The 16,624-nt window shown below is 70.4% G+C and carries 17 protein-coding genes; 7 read left to right on the top strand and 10 right to left on the bottom strand.

What is annotated here, in order from left to right; translation table 11 throughout:
- Positions 1–60 precede the first annotated feature (60 nt).
- Complete coding sequence (locus ACGFYP_RS09020; RefSeq protein WP_361959958.1) at positions 61–573, bottom strand: SseB family protein; 513 nt, start codon at positions 571–573, stop codon at positions 61–63.
- A gap of 164 nt (positions 574–737) precedes the next feature.
- Here ACGFYP_RS09020 and ACGFYP_RS09015 point away from each other — a divergent pair, with 164 nt between their 5' ends.
- From ACGFYP_RS09015 to ACGFYP_RS09000, 4 genes are all read left to right on the top strand, one after another.
- Complete coding sequence (locus ACGFYP_RS09015; protein WP_393488193.1) at positions 738–2,567, top strand: acyl-CoA dehydrogenase; 1,830 nt, start codon at positions 738–740, stop codon at positions 2,565–2,567.
- 245 nt (positions 2,568–2,812) lie between these two features.
- Positions 2,813–4,102 carry a M18 family aminopeptidase gene (locus ACGFYP_RS09010; RefSeq protein WP_361959964.1) on the top strand — a complete coding sequence of 430 codons (1,290 nt, stop codon included), beginning with the start codon at positions 2,813–2,815 and terminating at the stop codon, positions 4,100–4,102.
- 53 nt (positions 4,103–4,155) lie between these two features.
- The gene (locus ACGFYP_RS09005; protein WP_361959967.1) at positions 4,156–4,383 is read left to right on the top strand and encodes a DUF6458 family protein; all 228 of its coding nucleotides are present in this window, start codon (positions 4,156–4,158) and stop codon (positions 4,381–4,383) included.
- Between the two features lie 87 nt (positions 4,384–4,470).
- Positions 4,471–4,833, top strand: a complete 363-nt coding sequence (locus ACGFYP_RS09000) for a hypothetical protein (RefSeq protein ID WP_393488189.1) — start codon at positions 4,471–4,473, stop codon at positions 4,831–4,833.
- A 13-nt stretch (positions 4,834–4,846) separates the two neighbouring features.
- Here the strand turns inward: ACGFYP_RS09000 and ACGFYP_RS08995 are convergent, their stop codons facing one another.
- Together ACGFYP_RS08995 and ACGFYP_RS08990 are read right to left on the bottom strand one after the other, a co-directional pair.
- Positions 4,847–6,655, bottom strand: coding sequence for an NHL domain-containing thioredoxin family protein (locus ACGFYP_RS08995; RefSeq protein WP_393488187.1), 1,809 nt, complete (start codon positions 6,653–6,655; stop codon positions 4,847–4,849).
- A gap of 53 nt (positions 6,656–6,708) precedes the next feature.
- Complete coding sequence (locus tag ACGFYP_RS08990; RefSeq protein ID WP_393488184.1) at positions 6,709–7,275, bottom strand: GNAT family N-acetyltransferase; 567 nt, start codon at positions 7,273–7,275, stop codon at positions 6,709–6,711.
- A 168-nt stretch (positions 7,276–7,443) separates the two neighbouring features.
- On the opposite strand from ACGFYP_RS08990, the gene ACGFYP_RS08985 reads away from it, so the two are divergent.
- On the top strand, positions 7,444–7,935 hold the full coding sequence (locus ACGFYP_RS08985; protein ID WP_393488181.1) for an LURP-one-related/scramblase family protein: 492 nt from the start codon (positions 7,444–7,446) through the stop codon (positions 7,933–7,935).
- Between the two features lie 36 nt (positions 7,936–7,971).
- Here the strand turns inward: ACGFYP_RS08985 and ACGFYP_RS08980 are convergent, their stop codons facing one another.
- Complete coding sequence (locus ACGFYP_RS08980) at positions 7,972–8,745, bottom strand: carbon-nitrogen family hydrolase (RefSeq protein WP_393488178.1); 774 nt, start codon at positions 8,743–8,745, stop codon at positions 7,972–7,974.
- Positions 8,746–8,924: 179 nt separating this feature from the next.
- Here ACGFYP_RS08980 and ACGFYP_RS08975 point away from each other — a divergent pair, with 179 nt between their 5' ends.
- The gene (locus ACGFYP_RS08975) at positions 8,925–9,749 is read left to right on the top strand and encodes a maleylpyruvate isomerase family mycothiol-dependent enzyme (protein WP_393488175.1); all 825 of its coding nucleotides are present in this window, start codon (positions 8,925–8,927) and stop codon (positions 9,747–9,749) included.
- A gap of 34 nt (positions 9,750–9,783) precedes the next feature.
- On the opposite strand, the gene ACGFYP_RS08970 is transcribed toward ACGFYP_RS08975, so the two are convergent.
- From ACGFYP_RS08970 to ACGFYP_RS08960, 3 genes are all read right to left on the bottom strand, one after another.
- On the bottom strand, positions 9,784–11,097 hold the full coding sequence (locus tag ACGFYP_RS08970) for a nitrate/nitrite transporter (RefSeq protein WP_393488172.1): 1,314 nt from the start codon (positions 11,095–11,097) through the stop codon (positions 9,784–9,786).
- Positions 11,094–11,735, bottom strand: coding sequence for a GntR family transcriptional regulator (locus ACGFYP_RS08965; RefSeq protein ID WP_393488168.1), 642 nt, complete (start codon positions 11,733–11,735; stop codon positions 11,094–11,096). The genes ACGFYP_RS08970 and ACGFYP_RS08965 overlap by 4 nt, the downstream gene beginning before the upstream one ends.
- Before the next feature lie 124 nt (positions 11,736–11,859).
- Positions 11,860–12,303, bottom strand: a complete 444-nt coding sequence (locus tag ACGFYP_RS08960) for a hypothetical protein (protein WP_393488165.1) — start codon at positions 12,301–12,303, stop codon at positions 11,860–11,862.
- A gap of 230 nt (positions 12,304–12,533) precedes the next feature.
- On the opposite strand from ACGFYP_RS08960, the gene ACGFYP_RS08955 reads away from it, so the two are divergent.
- The gene (locus tag ACGFYP_RS08955) at positions 12,534–12,788 is read left to right on the top strand and encodes a hypothetical protein (RefSeq protein ID WP_393488162.1); all 255 of its coding nucleotides are present in this window, start codon (positions 12,534–12,536) and stop codon (positions 12,786–12,788) included.
- Positions 12,789–12,962: 174 nt separating this feature from the next.
- Here ACGFYP_RS08955 and ACGFYP_RS08950 read toward each other — a convergent pair whose 3' ends face one another.
- The 3 genes from ACGFYP_RS08950 to pdhA are packed head-to-tail and all read right to left on the bottom strand — an operon-like array spanning position 12,963 to position 16,577.
- Positions 12,963–14,384 (bottom strand): dihydrolipoamide acetyltransferase family protein, encoded by a 1,422-nt coding sequence (locus tag ACGFYP_RS08950; RefSeq protein WP_393489145.1) that lies wholly within the window; start codon positions 14,382–14,384, stop codon positions 12,963–12,965.
- 40 nt (positions 14,385–14,424) lie between these two features.
- Positions 14,425–15,405: an alpha-ketoacid dehydrogenase subunit beta gene (locus ACGFYP_RS08945; RefSeq protein ID WP_361960012.1), complete on the bottom strand. Its 981-nt coding sequence runs from the start codon at positions 15,403–15,405 to the stop codon at positions 14,425–14,427.
- 2 nt (positions 15,406–15,407) lie between these two features.
- Positions 15,408–16,577 (bottom strand): pyruvate dehydrogenase (acetyl-transferring) E1 component subunit alpha, encoded by a 1,170-nt coding sequence (pdhA, locus tag ACGFYP_RS08940; RefSeq protein ID WP_393488158.1) that lies wholly within the window; start codon positions 16,575–16,577, stop codon positions 15,408–15,410.
- Between the last annotated feature and the right edge of the window lie 47 nt (positions 16,578–16,624).

Below are 16,624 nucleotides of genomic sequence, written 5' to 3'. Positions count from 1 at the left end.
CGGAACGCGGAACGCCCGGGAGGAATTCCTCCCGGGCGCTCTCCACACTTCGAGGATGGGTCAGCCGTACATCCGGCGCATCGCGAAGTCGACCATCTGCTCCACGGCCTTGGCGTCGAAGACCATGCGGTGGTCGCCCTCCATGTCGAGGACGAAGCCGTAGCCGGTCGGCAGCAGGTCGATCACCTCGGCACCGGTGATGACGAAGTACTTCGACTCCTTGCCCGCGTACCGCCGCAGCTCCTTGAGTGACGTGAACATGGGGATGACCGGCTGCTGGGTGTTGTGCAGGGCCAGGAAGCCGGGGTTGTCGCCGCGGGGGCAGTAGACCTTCGAGGTCGCGAAGATCTGCTGGAAGTCCTCGGCCGCCAGGGACCCGGTCGTGAAGGCACGTACGGCGTCGGCGAGGGAGGGCGGGGACGGCTCGGGATAGAGCGGCGGCTGCTGGCCGTACCCGCCCTGCATGCCCCCCTGCATCCCGCCCTGCATGCCCGGCATCCCGCCCGCCATCGGCTGCTGCGGCGGCGGGGCGTACTGCTGCTGGGCACCCGGATTCTGCTCGTAGCCGTACATGGCGCACAGCCTAGCGAGTGGGCGACCGTAGCGATTGTCGTCACAGATGACCGGATAGGGGTTGCTTCTTATTACCGGCGGGTAGCATCATCGGAGAGAGCATTTGCTACTCGCTGGTACGTGTACGAGGAACCTGCCTCCCCGATCCTTACGGAGCCGTCGCCATGGGGCACTACAAGTCGAATCTCCGCGACATCGAGTTCAACCTCTTCGAGGTCCTCGGTCGCGACAAGGTGTACGGCACCGGTCCGTTCGAGGAGATGGACGTCGAGACCGCCAAGAGCGTCCTGGAGGAGCTGACCCGCCTCTCCGAGAACGAGCTGGCCGAGTCCTTCGCGGACGCCGACCGCAACCCCCCGGTCTTCGACCCCGAGACCAACACCGCGCCCGTCCCGGCGAGCTTCAAAAAGTCGTACCAGGCCTTCATGGACTCCGAGTACTGGCGCCTGGGCATTCCCGAGGAGATCGGCGGCACCACCTCCCCGCGCTCCCTGATCTGGGCCTACGCGGAGCTGATCCTCGGCGCGAACCCGGCCGTGTGGATGTACTCCTCCGGCCCGGCCTTCGCCGGCATCCTGCACAACGAGGGCAACGAAGCGCAGAAGAAGATCGCGCAGATCGCCGTCGAGAAGCAGTGGGGCTCCACCATGGTCCTCACCGAGCCCGACGCGGGCTCGGACGTCGGCGCCGGCCGCACGAAGGCGGTCCAGCAGGAGGACGGCTCCTGGCACATCGAGGGCGTGAAGCGGTTCATCACGTCCGGTGAGCACGACATGTCGGAGAACATCCTCCACTACGTCCTCGCCCGCCCCGAGGGTGCGGGCCCCGGCACCAAGGGCCTCTCCCTCTTCCTCGTGCCGAAGTTCCTCTTCGACTGGGAGACCGGCGAGCTGGGCGAGCGCAACGGCGCGTACGCGACGAACGTCGAGCACAAGATGGGCCTCAAGGCCTCCAACACGTGCGAGATGACCTTCGGCGACCAGCACCCCGCCAAGGGCTGGCTGATCGGCGACAAGCACGACGGCATCCGCCAGATGTTCCTCATCATCGAGTTCGCCCGCATGATGGTCGGCACGAAGGCGATCTCCACCCTCTCCACGGGCTACCTCAACGCCCTGGAGTACGCCAAGGAGCGCGTCCAGGGCACCGACCTGGCGAACTTCATGGACAAGGCCGCCCCCAAGGTCACCATCACGCACCACCCGGACGTCCGCCGCTCGCTGATGACGCAGAAGGCCTACGCCGAGGGCATGCGCTCGCTCGTCCTCTACACGGCCGCCGTGCAGGACGCGATCCAGATCGAGGAGGCCGCGGGCGGGGACGCGAAGGCGCTGCACGGCCTGAACGACCTGCTGCTGCCGATCGTGAAGGGCTACGGCTCCGAGAAGGGCTACGAGCAGCTCGCGCAGTCGCTGCAGACCTTCGGCGGCTCCGGCTTCCTGCAGGAGTACCCGATCGAGCAGTACATCCGGGACGCCAAGATCGACACCCTCTACGAGGGCACCACGGCCATCCAGGGCCAGGACTTCTTCTTCCGCAAGATCGTCCGCGACCAGGGCGCGTCCCTGAACACGCTGGCCGAGGAGATCAAGAAGTTCCTCGCGGTCGGCACGGGCGGCGAGGAGCTGGCCGGCGCCCGCGACGCGCTCGCCAAGGCGGCCGTGGACCTGGAGGGCATCGTCGGCAAGATGCTCACCGACCTCACCGCGACCGGCGAGGACGTCAAGAACATCTACAAGGTGGGCCTCAACACCACGCGCCTGCTGATGGCCTCCGGCGACGTCGTCGTCGGCTACCTGCTCCTGAAGGGCGCGGCCGTCGCCGCCGAGAAGCTGGCCGCGGGCGCCTCCGCCAAGGACCAGGCCTTCTACGCGGGCAAGATCGCGGCCGCGAAGTTCTTCGCCGCGAACGTCCTGCCGGGCGTGGGCGCCGAGCGCGCGCTCGCCGAGGCCGTCGACGGCTCGCTGATGGACCTGGACGAGGCCGCGTTCTAACCACGCGCCCCCGTCCAACGAGGAACGGCTCGCTCCCGGGGAGGGGAGCGGGCCGTTCTGCTTCGGGAGGGCGAGTCGCTCGGTGAGCCGCGGAGGCACCCCTCGACAGGCCACCGTGACGAGCCCCTGCAAGCCACCGGAACGACCCTCCGACAGGCCACCGGAATCGGCCCACCGACAGGAGGGAACCGTTCCGTCCATCGGGGCCCCGGCGCCGTATTCCGGGGCGTGCGTAAGGTGAACCCATGACGAGCACCGCCCGCTTCGACCGCGGCCACACCGACGACCTCATGACGTTCCTGGCGGCTTCCCCGTCGCCGTACCACGCCGTGGCCAACGCCGCCGGGCGGCTGGAGAAGGCCGGCTTCCGCCAGGTCGAGGAGACCGCCGCCTGGGACGGGACGACCGGCGGCAAGTACGTGATCCGCGGCGGCGCGCTCATCGCCTGGTACGTACCGGAGGGCGCGTCCCCCCACACCCCGTACCGGATCGTCGGCGCCCACACCGACTCCCCCAACCTGCGCGTGAAGCCGCAGCCCGACATGGGCGCGCGGGGCTGGCGCCAGGTCGCGGTCGAGATCTACGGCGGGACGCTGCTCAACACCTGGCTCGACCGCGACCTCGGCCTCGCGGGCCGGCTCACCCTGCGGGACGGCAGCCACCACCTCGTGAACGTGGACCGCGCCGTGCTGCGCGTCCCGCAGCTCGCCATCCACCTCGACCGCCAGGCCAACGACGGCCTCAAGCTGGAGCGGCAGCGCCACATGCAGCCCATCTGGGGCCTCGGCGAGGTCCACGAGGGCGACCTGATCCGCTTCGTGGCCGAGGAGGCGGGCGTCGACGCCGAGGACGTCAGCGGCTGGGACCTCATGGTCCACGCCATCGAGGCCCCCTCCTACCTGGGCCGCGACCGCGAACTCGTCGCCGGGCCGCGCATGGACAACCTGATCTCGGTCCACGCGGGCGTCGCCGCCCTGGCCGCCGTCGCGGGCCGCGCGGACCTCCCGTACATCCCGGTCCTCGCCGCCTTCGACCACGAGGAGAACGGCTCCGAGGCCGACACCGGCGCCCAGGGCCCCCTCCTCGGCAACGTCCTGGAGCGCTCCGTCTACGCCCGCGGCGGCGCCTACGAGGACCGCGCCCGCGCCTTCGCGGCCTCCATCTGCCTCTCCTCCGACGTCGGCCACGCGGTCCACCCCAACTACGCGGAGCGCCACGACCCGACGCACCACCCGCGCCCCAACGGCGGCCCGATCCTCAAGGTGAACGTCAACCAGCGGTACGCCACGGACGGCAGCGGGCGCGCGGTGTTCGCGGCGGCCTGCGAGAAGGCGGGCGTGCCGTGGCAGTCCTTCGTCTCCAACAACGACATGCCGTGCGGCACGACGATCGGCCCGATCACGGCGGCCCGCCACGGCATCAGCACGGTCGACATCGGCGTCGCCTGCCTCTCGATGCACAGCGCCCGCGAACTCTGCGGCGCCGACGACCCGTACCTCCTGGCGAACGCCCTGGTGGCCTTCCTGGAGGGATGACGCGCCCGATCCCGGGTACCCGATCCCAACTACCCCACTAGGAGGCGGGATTCATGGGCCTGGGAGGCTGCATCATCCTCATCGCCGCGGGCGCGATCCTCACGTTCGCCACGGACTGGGAGCTCGACGGCGTCAACCTCGACCTGGTGGGACTGATCATGATGGTGGTCGGTCTCATCGGTCTGGCAACCTTCACCAGCATCGCCCGGCGGCGACGGCTCGTCGTCCCTCCGGCCAACTCCACCGTGGTGGAGGAGGATCGGAGCGACCGCCGCTACTGAGACGCGGGGCACGGGTTTGCGTGCGGTCTCCGTGTTCGGCGCCGCGCGAAACATCCGGGAAAGGTCGCTCCTGACACCGTCGGACTCATGGAGCGTCTGGATCATCTGGTTCGTCATGAGGGCCCGCCCCGGGGGAAGTTCATCGCCTGCGTCGCCGCGGCCGTGCTGATCGGCACGACCGTGGCGGGCTACGCCATCGCCACGTACAACGAACGCCCGCCCTGGGGCACCGACATCGCCTACGAGGGCGGCTATCTGCAGGCCGTCCGGATCCGGAAGGCGGACATGACGGGGGAGCGCACCCAAGCCCTGCTGACCGGCGAGTGCGCGGCCATGGAGCGCATGGGGATGGGCGGCGACCGGGCGGTGCACGACCCGGCCGCCTGGGTCTCCGGATGCTTGGACGGCGCGGCGGGCGTGCCGTCCAAGAACCAGGGATTCGTACGCTAGGCGTGGCAGGGGCTTACGCGTCCATGCCGGCGAGGATCAGGGGCAGGCGGGTGGCAGAACCGTCCGTCACCTTCACAGGAACGCCCCAGTCCTGCTGATGGACATGGCAGGCGGGGTACTCGTTGGCCGGGTCGTCGTCGCAGGACGCGGCCATCGCCGAGACGTGCAGGACGCCCTCCGTGATCTCCGGATTGAGGTCGAGCTCCCGGAAGAGGTCGGTACCCGTGCCCTCGCCGCCGAGCAGCAGCTCCGGCGGGGTCGAGGAGACGAGGAGCCGGGTGGACGGGCCGTAGCGCTCGTCGAGCTTCTGGCCCTTCGGCGCCTGGAAGACCACGTCGAGCCGGAGGCGGCCCGGCGCGACCTCGGTGGCCTCGCGCTGCGTACGGTGGGCGACCGCCTCGACCTGGACCGCCTCCTCGGGCAGCCGCAGCCGGGTCAGCCGGTGCCGCGCCGACTCGACGACCACGATCTCGTCCCCGACGAGGACGGCGTCGCTCGGCTCGCGCAGATCGGTCGCGAGCGTCGTCACCTCACCGGTCTCCGGGTCGAAGCGGCGCAGGGCGTGGTTGTACGTGTCGGAGATCGCGACGGACCCGTCGGGGAGGGCGGTCACACCGAGCGGGTGCTGGAGCAGCGCCTGGTCGGCGGCGCCGTCGCGGTGGCCGAAGTCGAAGAGCCCGGTGCCGACGGCGGTGTGGACGACGCCGTCGGTGTCGATCCAGCGCAGGGCGCTGGTCTCGGAGTCGGCGATCCACAGCCGGTCCTCGGTGGCCGTGAGCCCGGAGGGCTGCGCGAACCAGGCCTCGGCGGCGGGCCCGTCGACGAGCCCCTCGTTGGTCGTACCGGCCGCGACCTGCACGGTCCCCGTCTCGGGGTCGTACGTCCACAGCTGGTGGACACCGGCCATCGCGATCCACACCTTGCCCTGCCACCAGGCCACGTCCCACGGCGAGGAGAGGTCCACGTCGAGGGCCGGGCCGGAGGTCGGCGACCCCTGCCACCACTGCTTCCCGGTGCCGGCGATCCGCTCGATCAGGCCGGTCGCGGGGTCGTACGTACGCAGAGCGTGATGGACGGTGTCGGCGACGACGGCCTTGCCGTCGGGGAGCAGCGCGAGCCCCTGCGGCTCCCGGAACTCGCCCTCCCCGATCCGCCGCACCACGGTCTCCCCGTCGGCGGCGAGCTCCACGAGCTGGTGACGGGTGGTGTCGGAGACCAGGAAGTTCCCGTCCGCGAGGAGGACGGCCTTGCCCGGGAAGCGCAGGTCGGTCGCGACGGGCTCCGGCGGCACGTACGGCCCGTCCCCGCGCCGCAGCGTCCCCTTGGCCTCGTGCTCGGCCTCCAGCTCCTCGACGAGCCTACGGATCGCGTCGGCGTGCCCCTCACCCGCGTGCTGGGCGACGACGTACCCCTCGGGATCGATGACGACGAGCGTCGGCCAGGCCCGTACGGCGTACTGCTTCCAGGTCGCGAGCTCGGGGTCGTCGAGAACGGGGTGGTGCACCTCGTACCGCTCGACGGCGTCGACGACGGCCCTGTGGTCGGCCTCGTGCACGAACTTCGGTGAGTGCACGCCGACGATCACCACCGTGTCGCGGTGCTTCTCCTCCAGATCCCGGAGCTCGTCGAGGACGTGCAGGCAGTTGATGCAGCAGAAGGTCCAAAAATCCAAGATCAGAATCCGACCTCGGAAGTCGGCGAGGTTCAGCTCCTTGCCACCGGTGTTGATCCACCCCCCTCGACCGATCAGCTCGGGGGCACGGACACGGGCACGTCGTCGGGGCTCGGGCGCGGGGGTGGGCGCCGGGGCGGCATCGTTCATGCTTCAAGCTTGCCACCCGATCGTGAACGGCCCGTCACGGCCGTACGAGAAGGTCAGCGCACCGACGGGCGGGGGTGGGTGGCCCAGTGTTCGTCGGCGGTGATGCCCAGCAGGACGACGTCGTGGTAGGCGCCCGCGAAGAATTCGTGCTGGCGGAGCCGGCCTTCCTCGACGAAGCCGAGCTTGCGGTGGAGGGCTAGGGAGGCGTCGTTGAAGGCGTAGATCTCGACCTCGCACTTGTTGTAGCGCTGTTCCGCGAACATGTAGGTGAGGACCAGCTCGGTGGCCTCCGCCGCGTACCCGCGGCCGCGCTGCTCGCGGGTGATCTCGATCCCCACCTTGAAGCGCCCCGCGCGGCGGTCGGTGTCCCCGACCGTCACAGAGCCCGCGAAGGCCCGGTCGGCCAGGGTCTCGACGACCAGCCGGAAGGCCGCGCCCCCCGGGGCCCGCCCGGCCCGCTCAGCCGTCCAGGCCCGGAAGCCCTCGTCCGACCGCGGCGGCTCGACGACGTCCGCGTTGCGCATGTCGACGGTGTGCCGGGCAAGCTCTCGAAAGCCCTCCCAGTCCTCCACCTCGACACCCCGCAAACGCACCTTCTCGCCCACCCATATGTCGCTCATGCGGCCACGTTAGAGGCTCGTGTCGGCGAGGCGACAAGCAATAAAAGCGACCTCTCCCGGCGGGTCGGCGGGATCCACGTAGTCGATGCCTCGGGCAGCCACCGCTCCGGTGCGTCGCCTCGCCTCGCCGGGGAGTGAACCGCCACCCCGCGGGGAAGCGGTACCGGCATGAAATATCTCGTACGGGACAAAATCTTCGCGATCGGCGACGACTACTGGATCGAGGACGAGCAGGGCCGCCACGCCTTCCTCGTCGACGGCAAGGCCCTGCGGCTGCGTGACACGCTGGAGCTGAAGGATCCGCTCGGGCAAGTGCTGGTCACCTTGCGGCAGAAGATGTTCAGCCTGCGGGACGCGATGACGATCGAGCGGGACGACGAGCCGCTCGCCACCATCCGCAGGAAGCGGCTCTCGCTGCTCCGCAACCACTACCGGGTCACCCTCGTCGAAGGGACCGAACTGGACGTCAGCGGGCGGATCCTGGACCGGGAGTTCACCGTCGAGTACGACGGCGAGCTCCTCGCCCACATCTCCCGGCAGTGGTTCCGCGTCCGTGACACGTACGCCGTGAACGTCGTCCGCGAGGACACCGACGCCTCGCTGCTCATCGCGGTCGCCGTGTGCGTGATCCGGATGGCCGAGCGGGAGCGCGAGGGGTAGGCCCCCGACACAGGCTCCGTCCTACAGCATCCGGTTCTACAGCACCCTGTCCTTCAGGGCCGGGAACTGCTCCCTCGTCGTCGTCACCTTCGCCGGGTCCAGCTGCACGCGCAGGATCTCCTCCCCCGCGCCCGCCTCCGCCAGGACCTCGCCCCACGGGTCCACCACGATCGAGTGGCCCGCCTGTTCCACGCCCGCGTGGGTGCCGGCCGTGCCGCAGGCCAGCATGTACGCCTGGTTCTCCACCGCCCGCGCCCGCGCGAGGACCGTCCAGTGGGCGCGGCGGCGGGCCGGCCAGCCCGCCGGGACGACGAAGGCCTGGGCGCCCGCGTCCACGAGGGCGCGGAACAGCTCCGGGAAGCGCAGGTCGTAGCAGGTGCCCACGCCGACCGTGAGGTCCGGCAGGGCGAACGTCACCAGGTCCTCGCCCGCCGCCATCATCACGGCCTCGCCCTTGTCGAAGCCGAAGCGGTGGATCTTGCGGTACCGCGCCACCAGGTCACCGGCCGGGGAGAGGACGAGCGAGGTGTTGTAGAGCGCGCCGCCCTCCGCCTCCACGATCGATCCCGCGTGCAGCCAGACCCCCGCGTCCCGCGCGGCCTCCGCCATCGCCTCGTACGTGGGGCCGCGCAGCGGTTCCGACTCCGCCGCGAAGGACTCGTACGCGAACGCGCCCGTCGGCCACAGCTCCGGCAGGACCACCAGGTCCGCGGCGCCGCGCTCCGCGCGCACCAGCTCGGCCACCCGCGCGCGGCGCGAAACGACCGGTTCGTCCGGGTCTACTGCGATCTGGATGAGGGAGGCGCGCACACTACCACCGTCCTGGCATTCGAGCCGTCAACACAGGCCTACGATCGTCACACGAAAGCACTGCCGGGGTGCCTTCGGGCAGCGTAACTTAGCGTCCGAGCCTCCCACGCAGTCTTGTCTCCAGCCCGCCTGTCCGCTCGATCGTCAGCCCGTGCACCGCAGAACCGCCGAGGGGTCCCGTGACCGTCCATCCCAGCCTCCAGACCTACGCCGACGCCTGGACCCACTCCATCGAAGCGATAGCCGAGTTGGTGCAGCCGCTCGTGGAGGGCGAATGGAACCGCGCGACACCGTGCCCGGGCTGGTCGGTGCGCGACATCGTGTCCCATGTGATCGGCATGGAGTGCGAGATGCTGGGCGATCCGCGCCCCATCCACTCGCTGCCCCGCGACCTCTACCACGTACGCGGTGAGTTCTCCCGCTACATGGAGATGCAGGTCGATGTGCGCCGGCACCACACCGGCCCCGAGATGACCTCGGAGCTGGAGTACATCCTGATCCGCCGCGCCCGCCAGCTGCGCAACGAGAACCGGCAGCCCGACCATCTGATCCGCGCCCCCCTCGGCGCCGAGCAGACGCTCGAAGTGGCGTACCGGATGCGTGCCTTCGACGTCTGGGTGCACGAGCAGGACCTGCGCGTCGCGCTCGGCCGGCCGGGCAACCTGGACTCCCCCGGCGCCCTGGTGACCCGCGACAACCTGCTCGCGGCGCTGCCGAAGGTCGTCGCGAAGGACGCGGGCGCGCCCCCGAACTCGGCGGTCGTGGTCGATGTGCACGGGCCGGTGGAGTTCCTGCGGACGGTACGGGTGGACGCGGAGGGCCGCGGTTCGGTCGACGGCGCTCCGTCGCTCGGACCCGCGGTGACGCTGGCGCTCGACTGGGAGACGTACGTACGCCTCGCCTGCGGCCGGGTCCGGCCGGCGGCGGTCGCCGACCGGATCAAGATCGAGGGCGACACGGAGCTCGGCCAGGCCATCCTGGACAACTTCGCCGTCACCCCCTGACCCCGGGGCTCCGCTTCTCCGCCTTCTCCGCCTTCTACGCCGGGACGTGCACGGCCTCCACCCGGCTCGCGACCAGGCGTTCCTTCTCCCTGCGTGCCGTACGGGACTTCAGGCGCAGGATCTGTACGACGCCGAGGGCTTCCAGGACGAAGACCGACGCGAAGGCGATCCGGTAGTTGTCGCCGGTCGCGTCGAGGAGGATGCCGACCGCGAGCAGTGTCGTCATCGAGGCGGTGAAACCACCCATGTTGACGATTCCGGAGGCCGTTCCCTGACGCTCCGGCGGGTTGGCGGGGCGGGCGAAGTCGAAGCCGATCATCGAGGCGGGCCCGCAGGCGCCGAGGACCGCGCAGAGCGTGATCAGGAGCCACATCGGGGCACGGTCGCCGGGGTACGCGAGGGTGGCGGCCCACAACAGCGCGGTCGCCGCGACCGTGCCGAGGGCGAGCGGGGCCCTGGCGGTGTGGTGCCGGGCGATGATCTGCCCGTACGCGAGGCCCACCACCATGTTGGAGAGCACGACGAGCGTCAGCAGCTCGCCGGCGACGCCCCGCGAGAGGCCCTGGGCCTCGACCAGGAACGGCAGGCCCCACAGCAGCAGGAACACCATCGCCGGGAACTGCGTCGTGAAGTGCACCCACATGCCGAGCCGGGTGCCCGGCTCCCGCCAGGACTCGGCGATCTGGCGGCGGACGAACGCGGGGCCCGCACGCGGCGCGGGCGGCGGTTCGTGGCCCTCGGGGTGGTCCTTGAGGAAGAGCAGCAGCAGGACGAGGACGACGGCGCCCGCGATCGAGCTGCCGACGAAGGTGGTCGTCCAGCCGAGTTCGTGCAGGGCGCCGGCGATGAAGATGGTCGAGACGAGGTTGCCGGCCATCCCGAAGAGCGCGGCGACCTGGGCGATGAGGGGGCCGCGCCGGGCGGGGAACCAGCGGGTGCCGAGCCGCAGCACGCTGATGAAGGTCATCGCGTCACCGCAGCCGAGCAGGGCGCGGGCGGCGAGGGCGGTGCCGTACGAGGGGGAGAGCGCGAAGCCGAGCTGGCCGACGGTGAAGAGCACGACGCCGATGGTCAGCACCTTCTTGGTGCCGAGCCGGTCGACCATGAGGCCGACGGGTATCTGCATGCCGGCGTAGACGAGCAGCTGGAGTATGGAGAAGGTGGAGAGGGCGGAGGCGTTGACGTCGAAGCGGTCGGCGGCGTCGAGTCCTGCGACACCCAGGGACGTACGGAAGATGACGGCGACGAAGTAGACCGCGACGCCGACGCCCCAGACGAGGGCGGCGCGCCGGCCGCCGGGCGGATCGCCGGGGAGCGTGACGGCGGAGCCGTGTCCGTCGCGGCTCACCTCGCCTCACCCCGGACCAGGACCTTGACCCAGCTCAGGTGCTGGCGGACGCAGTGGGCGGCGCCCTCCGCGTCACCGGCCTTGATCCGCTCCAGGATCTCGGCGTGCTCGGTGATGTTCTTGGCGATCCGGTCGGGCTGGGACTGCATGACGGCGACGCCCATCCGCAGCTGACGGTCGCGGAGCTGGTCGTAGAGGCGGGCGAGGATCTGGTTCCCGGCGTGCTTGACGATCTCGGCGTGGAAGCAGCGGTCGGTGACGGCGACCTCGGCGAGGTCGCCGGCCTCGGCCTGCCGCTTCTGCTCCTCCAGGAGCTCTTCGAGCCGCTCGACGAGCGCGGCGGACGCGGGGACGGCCCGGCGGACGGCGAACTCCTCGACGAGCAGCCGGGTCTCGACGACGTCGGCGATCTCCTGCGCGGAGACGGCGAGGACGAGGGCGCCCTTCTTGGGGTAGAGCTTGAGCAGCCCTTCCATCTCCAGCTTCAGCAGCGCTTCCCGTACGGGGGTCCGGGACACCCCTACGGCCTGGGCGAGTTCGCCCTCGGTGAGCAGCGTCCCGCCCTCGTACCGACGGTCGAGGACGGCCTGCTTGACGTGCATGTAGACGCGGTCGGCTGCTGGGGGCGCTGATGGCATGCGCACAGCTTAGATACAACAGGGGTGCAACAGACAGGCCCGTCCGCGATACGGACGGGCCTGTCTGCGGTCACGTGTACAAGAGGAACGCGGTGCAGGTGTTCGACGCCGTGCAGCAGCGTCGTCAGCCGCCGATCGGCACGTAGCCGGACCAGCTGGTCGCCGCCGAGTTGGCCGCGTCGGCCCCGTTGCGCACCGCCACGCGGAAGTTGACGCGGCCGTCCTCGCGCATGTCGTAGTTGCACACGCCCTGGCCGCCGTCGGCGCCCGCGGACCAGTGGCACTCGCCGCTGCGTCCGTAGTCGGTGTACCACTCGGCGACGACCCGCAGGCCGTCGGACTTGTAGTCGTCCATCGTGAACTTGTCGCCGTACGAGGAGAAGCAGCCCTTACCGGCTGCCGTGCCGTTCGTGTAGATGGTGGCGCAGAGCGTGTAGTCGGCCAGCGCGGAGGCCCCGGCGGGCTTCGCCACCTGCACATCGACCTCCGCGGCCTGTGCGGGGGCGGAGAGGGCGAGGGCGCCGGTGAGTCCCGCGACGGCGGCCAGTGCGGCGAATCGAATCTTCAAGGTCATTTCCTCCGTCAAATGAATGGGTGGAACTTCCTTGCGATTCCGAACGCTAATGGCGAACTCGCGGCCCCCGGGGGTCGGCCGTGGTCAATCTGTCGTCTTCCCGCCAGTCAAGCCGGATTCAGACAGATGGCCGAAAGGACCTGTACAGGACGGCATATGGAAGCGGTTACCGTGGCCGCAATCGCCAAGACCCGGGGGGCTGCGGAAGCAGGAGGAGACGAGGCGTGCACGACACCGTGGACAATCAGTACATCGTCGCGTTGCTGGTACGGGGGTGGAGCGACGAGCGCATTTCACGCACCCTTGCCCTGAGCAAACGCACCGTCCAGAGACGGGTGCGTCAGCTCATGCAGGAGTACGGCTGTACGAGCCGCTTCGCGCTCGGCTTCGCACTCGGCCTCCAGGCCGTTCCGCGACGCGCGGCCGGCAGAGAAACGGCGACCCCCGCCCCGGTGGGGCCGGTCGGGCGTTTCACATGAGGCGACGCGGAGCTGGCGCTGCGCCCCATCGGAACGGCGCTCGACTGAGCCGCGAAGGCGCCCCGTCCGCCGTGCGCCTGTCAGGTCAACATGACCCGCTCAACGTGAAACGCCCGGCCGGGGACGATGTACTCCCCGGCCGGGCGTTTCACGTGAAACATCTCAACTGGACTCTTACGCCCAGGTGATGAGGCGCTTCGGCTGCTCCAGGATCGCGGCGATGTCCGCCAGGAACTTGGAGCCCAGCTCGCCGTCGACCAGTCGGTGGTCGAAGGAGAGCGCCAGCGTGGTGACCTGACGCGGCTTCACCTTGCCCTTGTGGACCCAGGGCTGGAGCTTGATCGCGCCGACCGCGAGGATCGCGGACTCGCCCGGGTTCAGGATGGGCGTACCGGTGTCGACGCCGAAGACGCCGACGTTGGTGATGGTGAACGTGCCGCCCTGCATCGCCGCCGGGGTCGTCTTGCCGTCGCGGGCGGTGGCGACCAGCTCGCTCAGGGACGTCGACAGCTCCGGCAGGGTCTGGGCGTGCGCGTCCTTGATGTTCGGCACGATCAGACCGCGCGGGGTGGCCGCGGCGATGCCCAGGTTGACGTAGTGCTTGAGCACGATCTCCTGGTTCGCCTCGTCCCAGGCCGCGTTGATCTCCGGGTTGCGCCGGACGGCGACCAGGACGGCCTTGGCGATGAGGAGCAGCGGGTTGACCCGCAGACCCGCCATGTCCTTGTCGGACTTGAGCTCCTCGACCAGCTTCATCGTGCGCGTGATGTCGAAGGTGACGAACTCGGTGACGTGCGGCGCGGTGAAGGCCGAGCCGACCATCGCGGCCGCCGTGGCCTTCCGCACGCCCTTGATGGGGGTACGCGTCTCCCGGGCGTCCGTGGACACCGCGGGCGAAGGGGTCGCCGCGGGCGCCGCAGCCGGGGCCGGGGCCGCGGCCACGGGCGCGGGGGTCTCGACGGCCGGCGCCGGGGCGGCGGCCGCGTGGACGTCCTCGCGCGTGATGATGCCGTCCGGGCCCGTCGGCGTGACCGTCGCCAGGTCCACCCCCAGGTCCTTGGCCAGCTTCCGTACCGGAGGCTTGGCCAGCGGGCGGGTGGCGGTCACGGTGCCGCCGCCGTGGCCGTTGAGCTCGCCCTGGATCGCGGCGGCGGCCTGCGCGGGCACGGCCACGCCCTTGCGCGCACGGCGCTTGGTCGAGCTCGCGGCCACGCCGTAGCCGACCAGGACCGGCTGACGGCCCTGCGGCTCGTCCTCCTCGGCCTCTTCGGTGCCCGCCGCCGGAGCCTCCGTGGCCACCGGAGTGGCCACCGGAGCTGCCACCGGGGCGGCCTCAGGCGCAGCCACCGGAGCGGCCTCCGCCGCCGGCGCGCCCCCGCCCACGTTCACCGAGATGATGACCTGGCCGACGTCGACCGTCGTGCCCTCGGGGAAGCGCAGTTCGTGGACCGTGCCGTCGAACGGGATCGGCAGCTCGACGGCCGCCTTCGCCGTCTCGACCTCGCACACGACCTGACCGTCGGCGACCGTGTCGCCCGGCTGGACGTACCACTTGAGGATCTCGGCCTCGGTGAGGCCCTCGCCCACGTCGGGCATCTTGAATTCGCGGATCGTCACGATGCTCTCCTCCAGCCCGTCAGTACGCCAGCGAGCGGTCGACGGCGTCGAGCACGCGGTCCAGACCCGGCAGGTACTCCTCCTCCAGGCGCGCCGGCGGATACGGCGCGTGGTAGCCGCCGACCCGCAGGACGGGGGCCTCCAGGTGGTAGAAGCAGCGCTCGGTGATCCGGGCGGCGATCTCCGCGCCCGAGCCGTAGAAGACCGGGGCCTCGTGGACCACGACCAGGTGGCGGGTCTTCTCGACCGAGGTCTGGATGGTGTCGAAGTCGATCGGGGACATCGAGCGCAGGTCCAGGACCTCCACCGACTTGCCCTCCTCCTGGGCGGCCGCGGCGGCCTCCAGGCAGACCTTCACCATCGGGCCGTACGCGGCGAGCGTGAGGTCCGTGCCCGCGCGGGCGACGCGTGCCTTGTGCAGCTCGCCCGGGATGGCCTCGGTGTCGACCTCGCTCTTGTCCCAGTAGCGGCGCTTGGGCTCGAAGAAGATGACCGGGTCGTCGCTCTGGATGGCCTGCTGGAGCATCCAGTACGCGTCCGAAGAGGTCGACGGCGAGACGACCTTGAGGCCGGCGACGTGCGCGAAGAGCGCCTCGGGGGACTCCGAGTGGTGCTCGACGGCGCCGATGCCACCGCCGTACGGGATCCGGATGACGACCGGCAGCTTGATCTTGCCGAGCGCGCGGGCGTGCATCTTGGCGAGCTGCGTGACGATCTGGTCGTACGCGGGGAAGACGAAGCCGTCGAACTGGATCTCCACGACGGGCCGGTAGCCGCGCAGGGCCAGGCCGATCGCGGTGCCGACGATGCCGGACTCGGCGAGCGGGGTGTCGATGACCCGGTCCTCGCCGAAGTCCTTCTGCAGTCCGTCGGTGACCCGGAAGACGCCGCCGAGCTTGCCGACGTCCTCACCCATGATGAGGACCTTGGGGTCGTTCTCGAGGGCCGTGCGGAGCGACTCGTTGATCGCCTTGGCCAGGGGAAGCTTCTGTACGGCCATGGTTAGTTGCCCTCCTCGGCGAAGGACGCCTGGTAGGCGGCGAACTGCGCGCGCTCCTCGTCGACCAGCGCGTGGCCGTCGGCGTAGACATTCTCGAAGATCGCCATGTGGTCCGGGTCCGGCATGGAGCGGACGCCCTCGCGGACGCGCTTGCCGAGCGCCTCGCTCTCCGCCTCCAGGGCCTCGAAGAACGCCTCGTCGGCGTGGCCCTCGCGCTCCAGGTACGCCTTGAGCCGCAGGATCGGGTCCTTCGCCTCCCAGGCCTCGCGCTCCTCGTCGGCGCGGTACTTGGTCGGGTCGTCGGAGGTGGTGTGGGCACCCATGCGGTACGTGAACGCCTCGACGAGGGTCGGGCCCTCGCCCCTGCGGGCGCGCTCCAGGGCGGAGCGGGTCACGGCCAGGCAGGCGAGGACGTCGTTGCCGTCGACGCGGACGCCGGGGAAGCCGTAGCCCTGCGCGCGCTGGTAGAGCGGCACACGGGTCTGCTTCTCGGTGGGCTCGGAGATCGCCCACTGGTTGTTCTGGCAGAAGAACACGACGGGCGCGTTGTAGACCGCGGAGAACGTGAAGGATTCGGCGACGTCTCCCTGACTGGACGCGCCGTCACCGAAGTACGCGATCACGGCCGAGTCCGCGCCGTCCTTGGCGACGCCCATGGCGTAGCCGGTGGCGTGCAGGGTCTGCGAGCCGATGACGATCGTGTACAGGTGGAAGTTGTTGCTGTTGGGGTCCCAACCGCCGTGGTTCACACCGCGGAACATGCCGAGCAGGTTCGTCGGGTCGACCCCGCGGCACCAGGCGACACCGTGCTCCCGATAGGTCGGGAAGACGTAGTCGTCGTCGCGCAGCGCGCGGCCGGAGCCGATCTGCGCGGCCTCCTGGCCGAGCAGCGAGGCCCAGAGGCCCAGCTCGCCCTGGCGCTGCAGGGAGGTGGCTTCGGCGTCGAAGCGGCGGGTGAGGACCATGTCCCGGTAGAGGCCGCGCAGCTCGTCGGCGCTCAGGTCGATGTCGTACTCGGGATGCTGGACGCGCTCCCCTTCGGGCGTGAGCAGCTGAACGAGCTCGGGCTCCGAAGCCCGGGACTTCTTGGCGGTCGCGCTGGCGCTGGCCGTGCGCTTGGTGCCGCTGCTGCGTCGCGTCGTCTTGCGCGCGGCAGTGCTCTCCACGGTCACGTGCGTACTCCTCCGTCGGTCCGGCCCCCGGGGTTGCCGGGAAAGGC

Origin of the sequence: Streptomyces sp. NPDC048370 (assembly GCF_043200825.1) — a bacterium.
In the GTDB taxonomy this organism is placed as follows: Bacteria; Actinomycetota; Actinomycetes; order Streptomycetales; family Streptomycetaceae; genus Streptomyces.
The sequence above is the reverse complement of the archived record's forward strand: the minus strand, read 5'-3'. Positions and strand labels throughout refer to the sequence as shown.

What these genes read in the sequence shown, in the direction of transcription:
- ACGFYP_RS08995 (WP_393488187.1), bottom strand. Translation starts at nt 6,655, where the DNA reads ATGAACGATGCCGCCCCGGCGCCCACCCCCGCGCCCGAGCCCCGACGA.
- ACGFYP_RS09015 (WP_393488193.1), top strand. Translation starts at nt 738, where the DNA reads ATGGGGCACTACAAGTCGAATCTCCGCGACATCGAGTTCAACCTCTTC.
- ACGFYP_RS09020 (WP_361959958.1), bottom strand. Translation starts at nt 573, where the DNA reads ATGTACGGCTACGAGCAGAATCCGGGTGCCCAGCAGCAGTACGCCCCG.
- ACGFYP_RS09005 (WP_361959967.1), top strand. Translation starts at nt 4,156, where the DNA reads ATGGGCCTGGGAGGCTGCATCATCCTCATCGCCGCGGGCGCGATCCTC.
- ACGFYP_RS08990 (WP_393488184.1), bottom strand. Translation starts at nt 7,275, where the DNA reads ATGAGCGACATATGGGTGGGCGAGAAGGTGCGTTTGCGGGGTGTCGAG.
- ACGFYP_RS08965 (WP_393488168.1), bottom strand. Translation starts at nt 11,735, where the DNA reads ATGCCATCAGCGCCCCCAGCAGCCGACCGCGTCTACATGCACGTCAAG.
- ACGFYP_RS08985 (WP_393488181.1), top strand. Translation starts at nt 7,444, where the DNA reads ATGAAATATCTCGTACGGGACAAAATCTTCGCGATCGGCGACGACTAC.
- ACGFYP_RS08945 (WP_361960012.1), bottom strand. Translation starts at nt 15,405, where the DNA reads ATGGCCGTACAGAAGCTTCCCCTGGCCAAGGCGATCAACGAGTCGCTC.
- ACGFYP_RS09000 (WP_393488189.1), top strand. Translation starts at nt 4,471, where the DNA reads ATGGAGCGTCTGGATCATCTGGTTCGTCATGAGGGCCCGCCCCGGGGG.
- ACGFYP_RS08950 (WP_393489145.1), bottom strand. Translation starts at nt 14,384, where the DNA reads ATGCCCGACGTGGGCGAGGGCCTCACCGAGGCCGAGATCCTCAAGTGG.
- ACGFYP_RS09010 (WP_361959964.1), top strand. Translation starts at nt 2,813, where the DNA reads ATGACGAGCACCGCCCGCTTCGACCGCGGCCACACCGACGACCTCATG.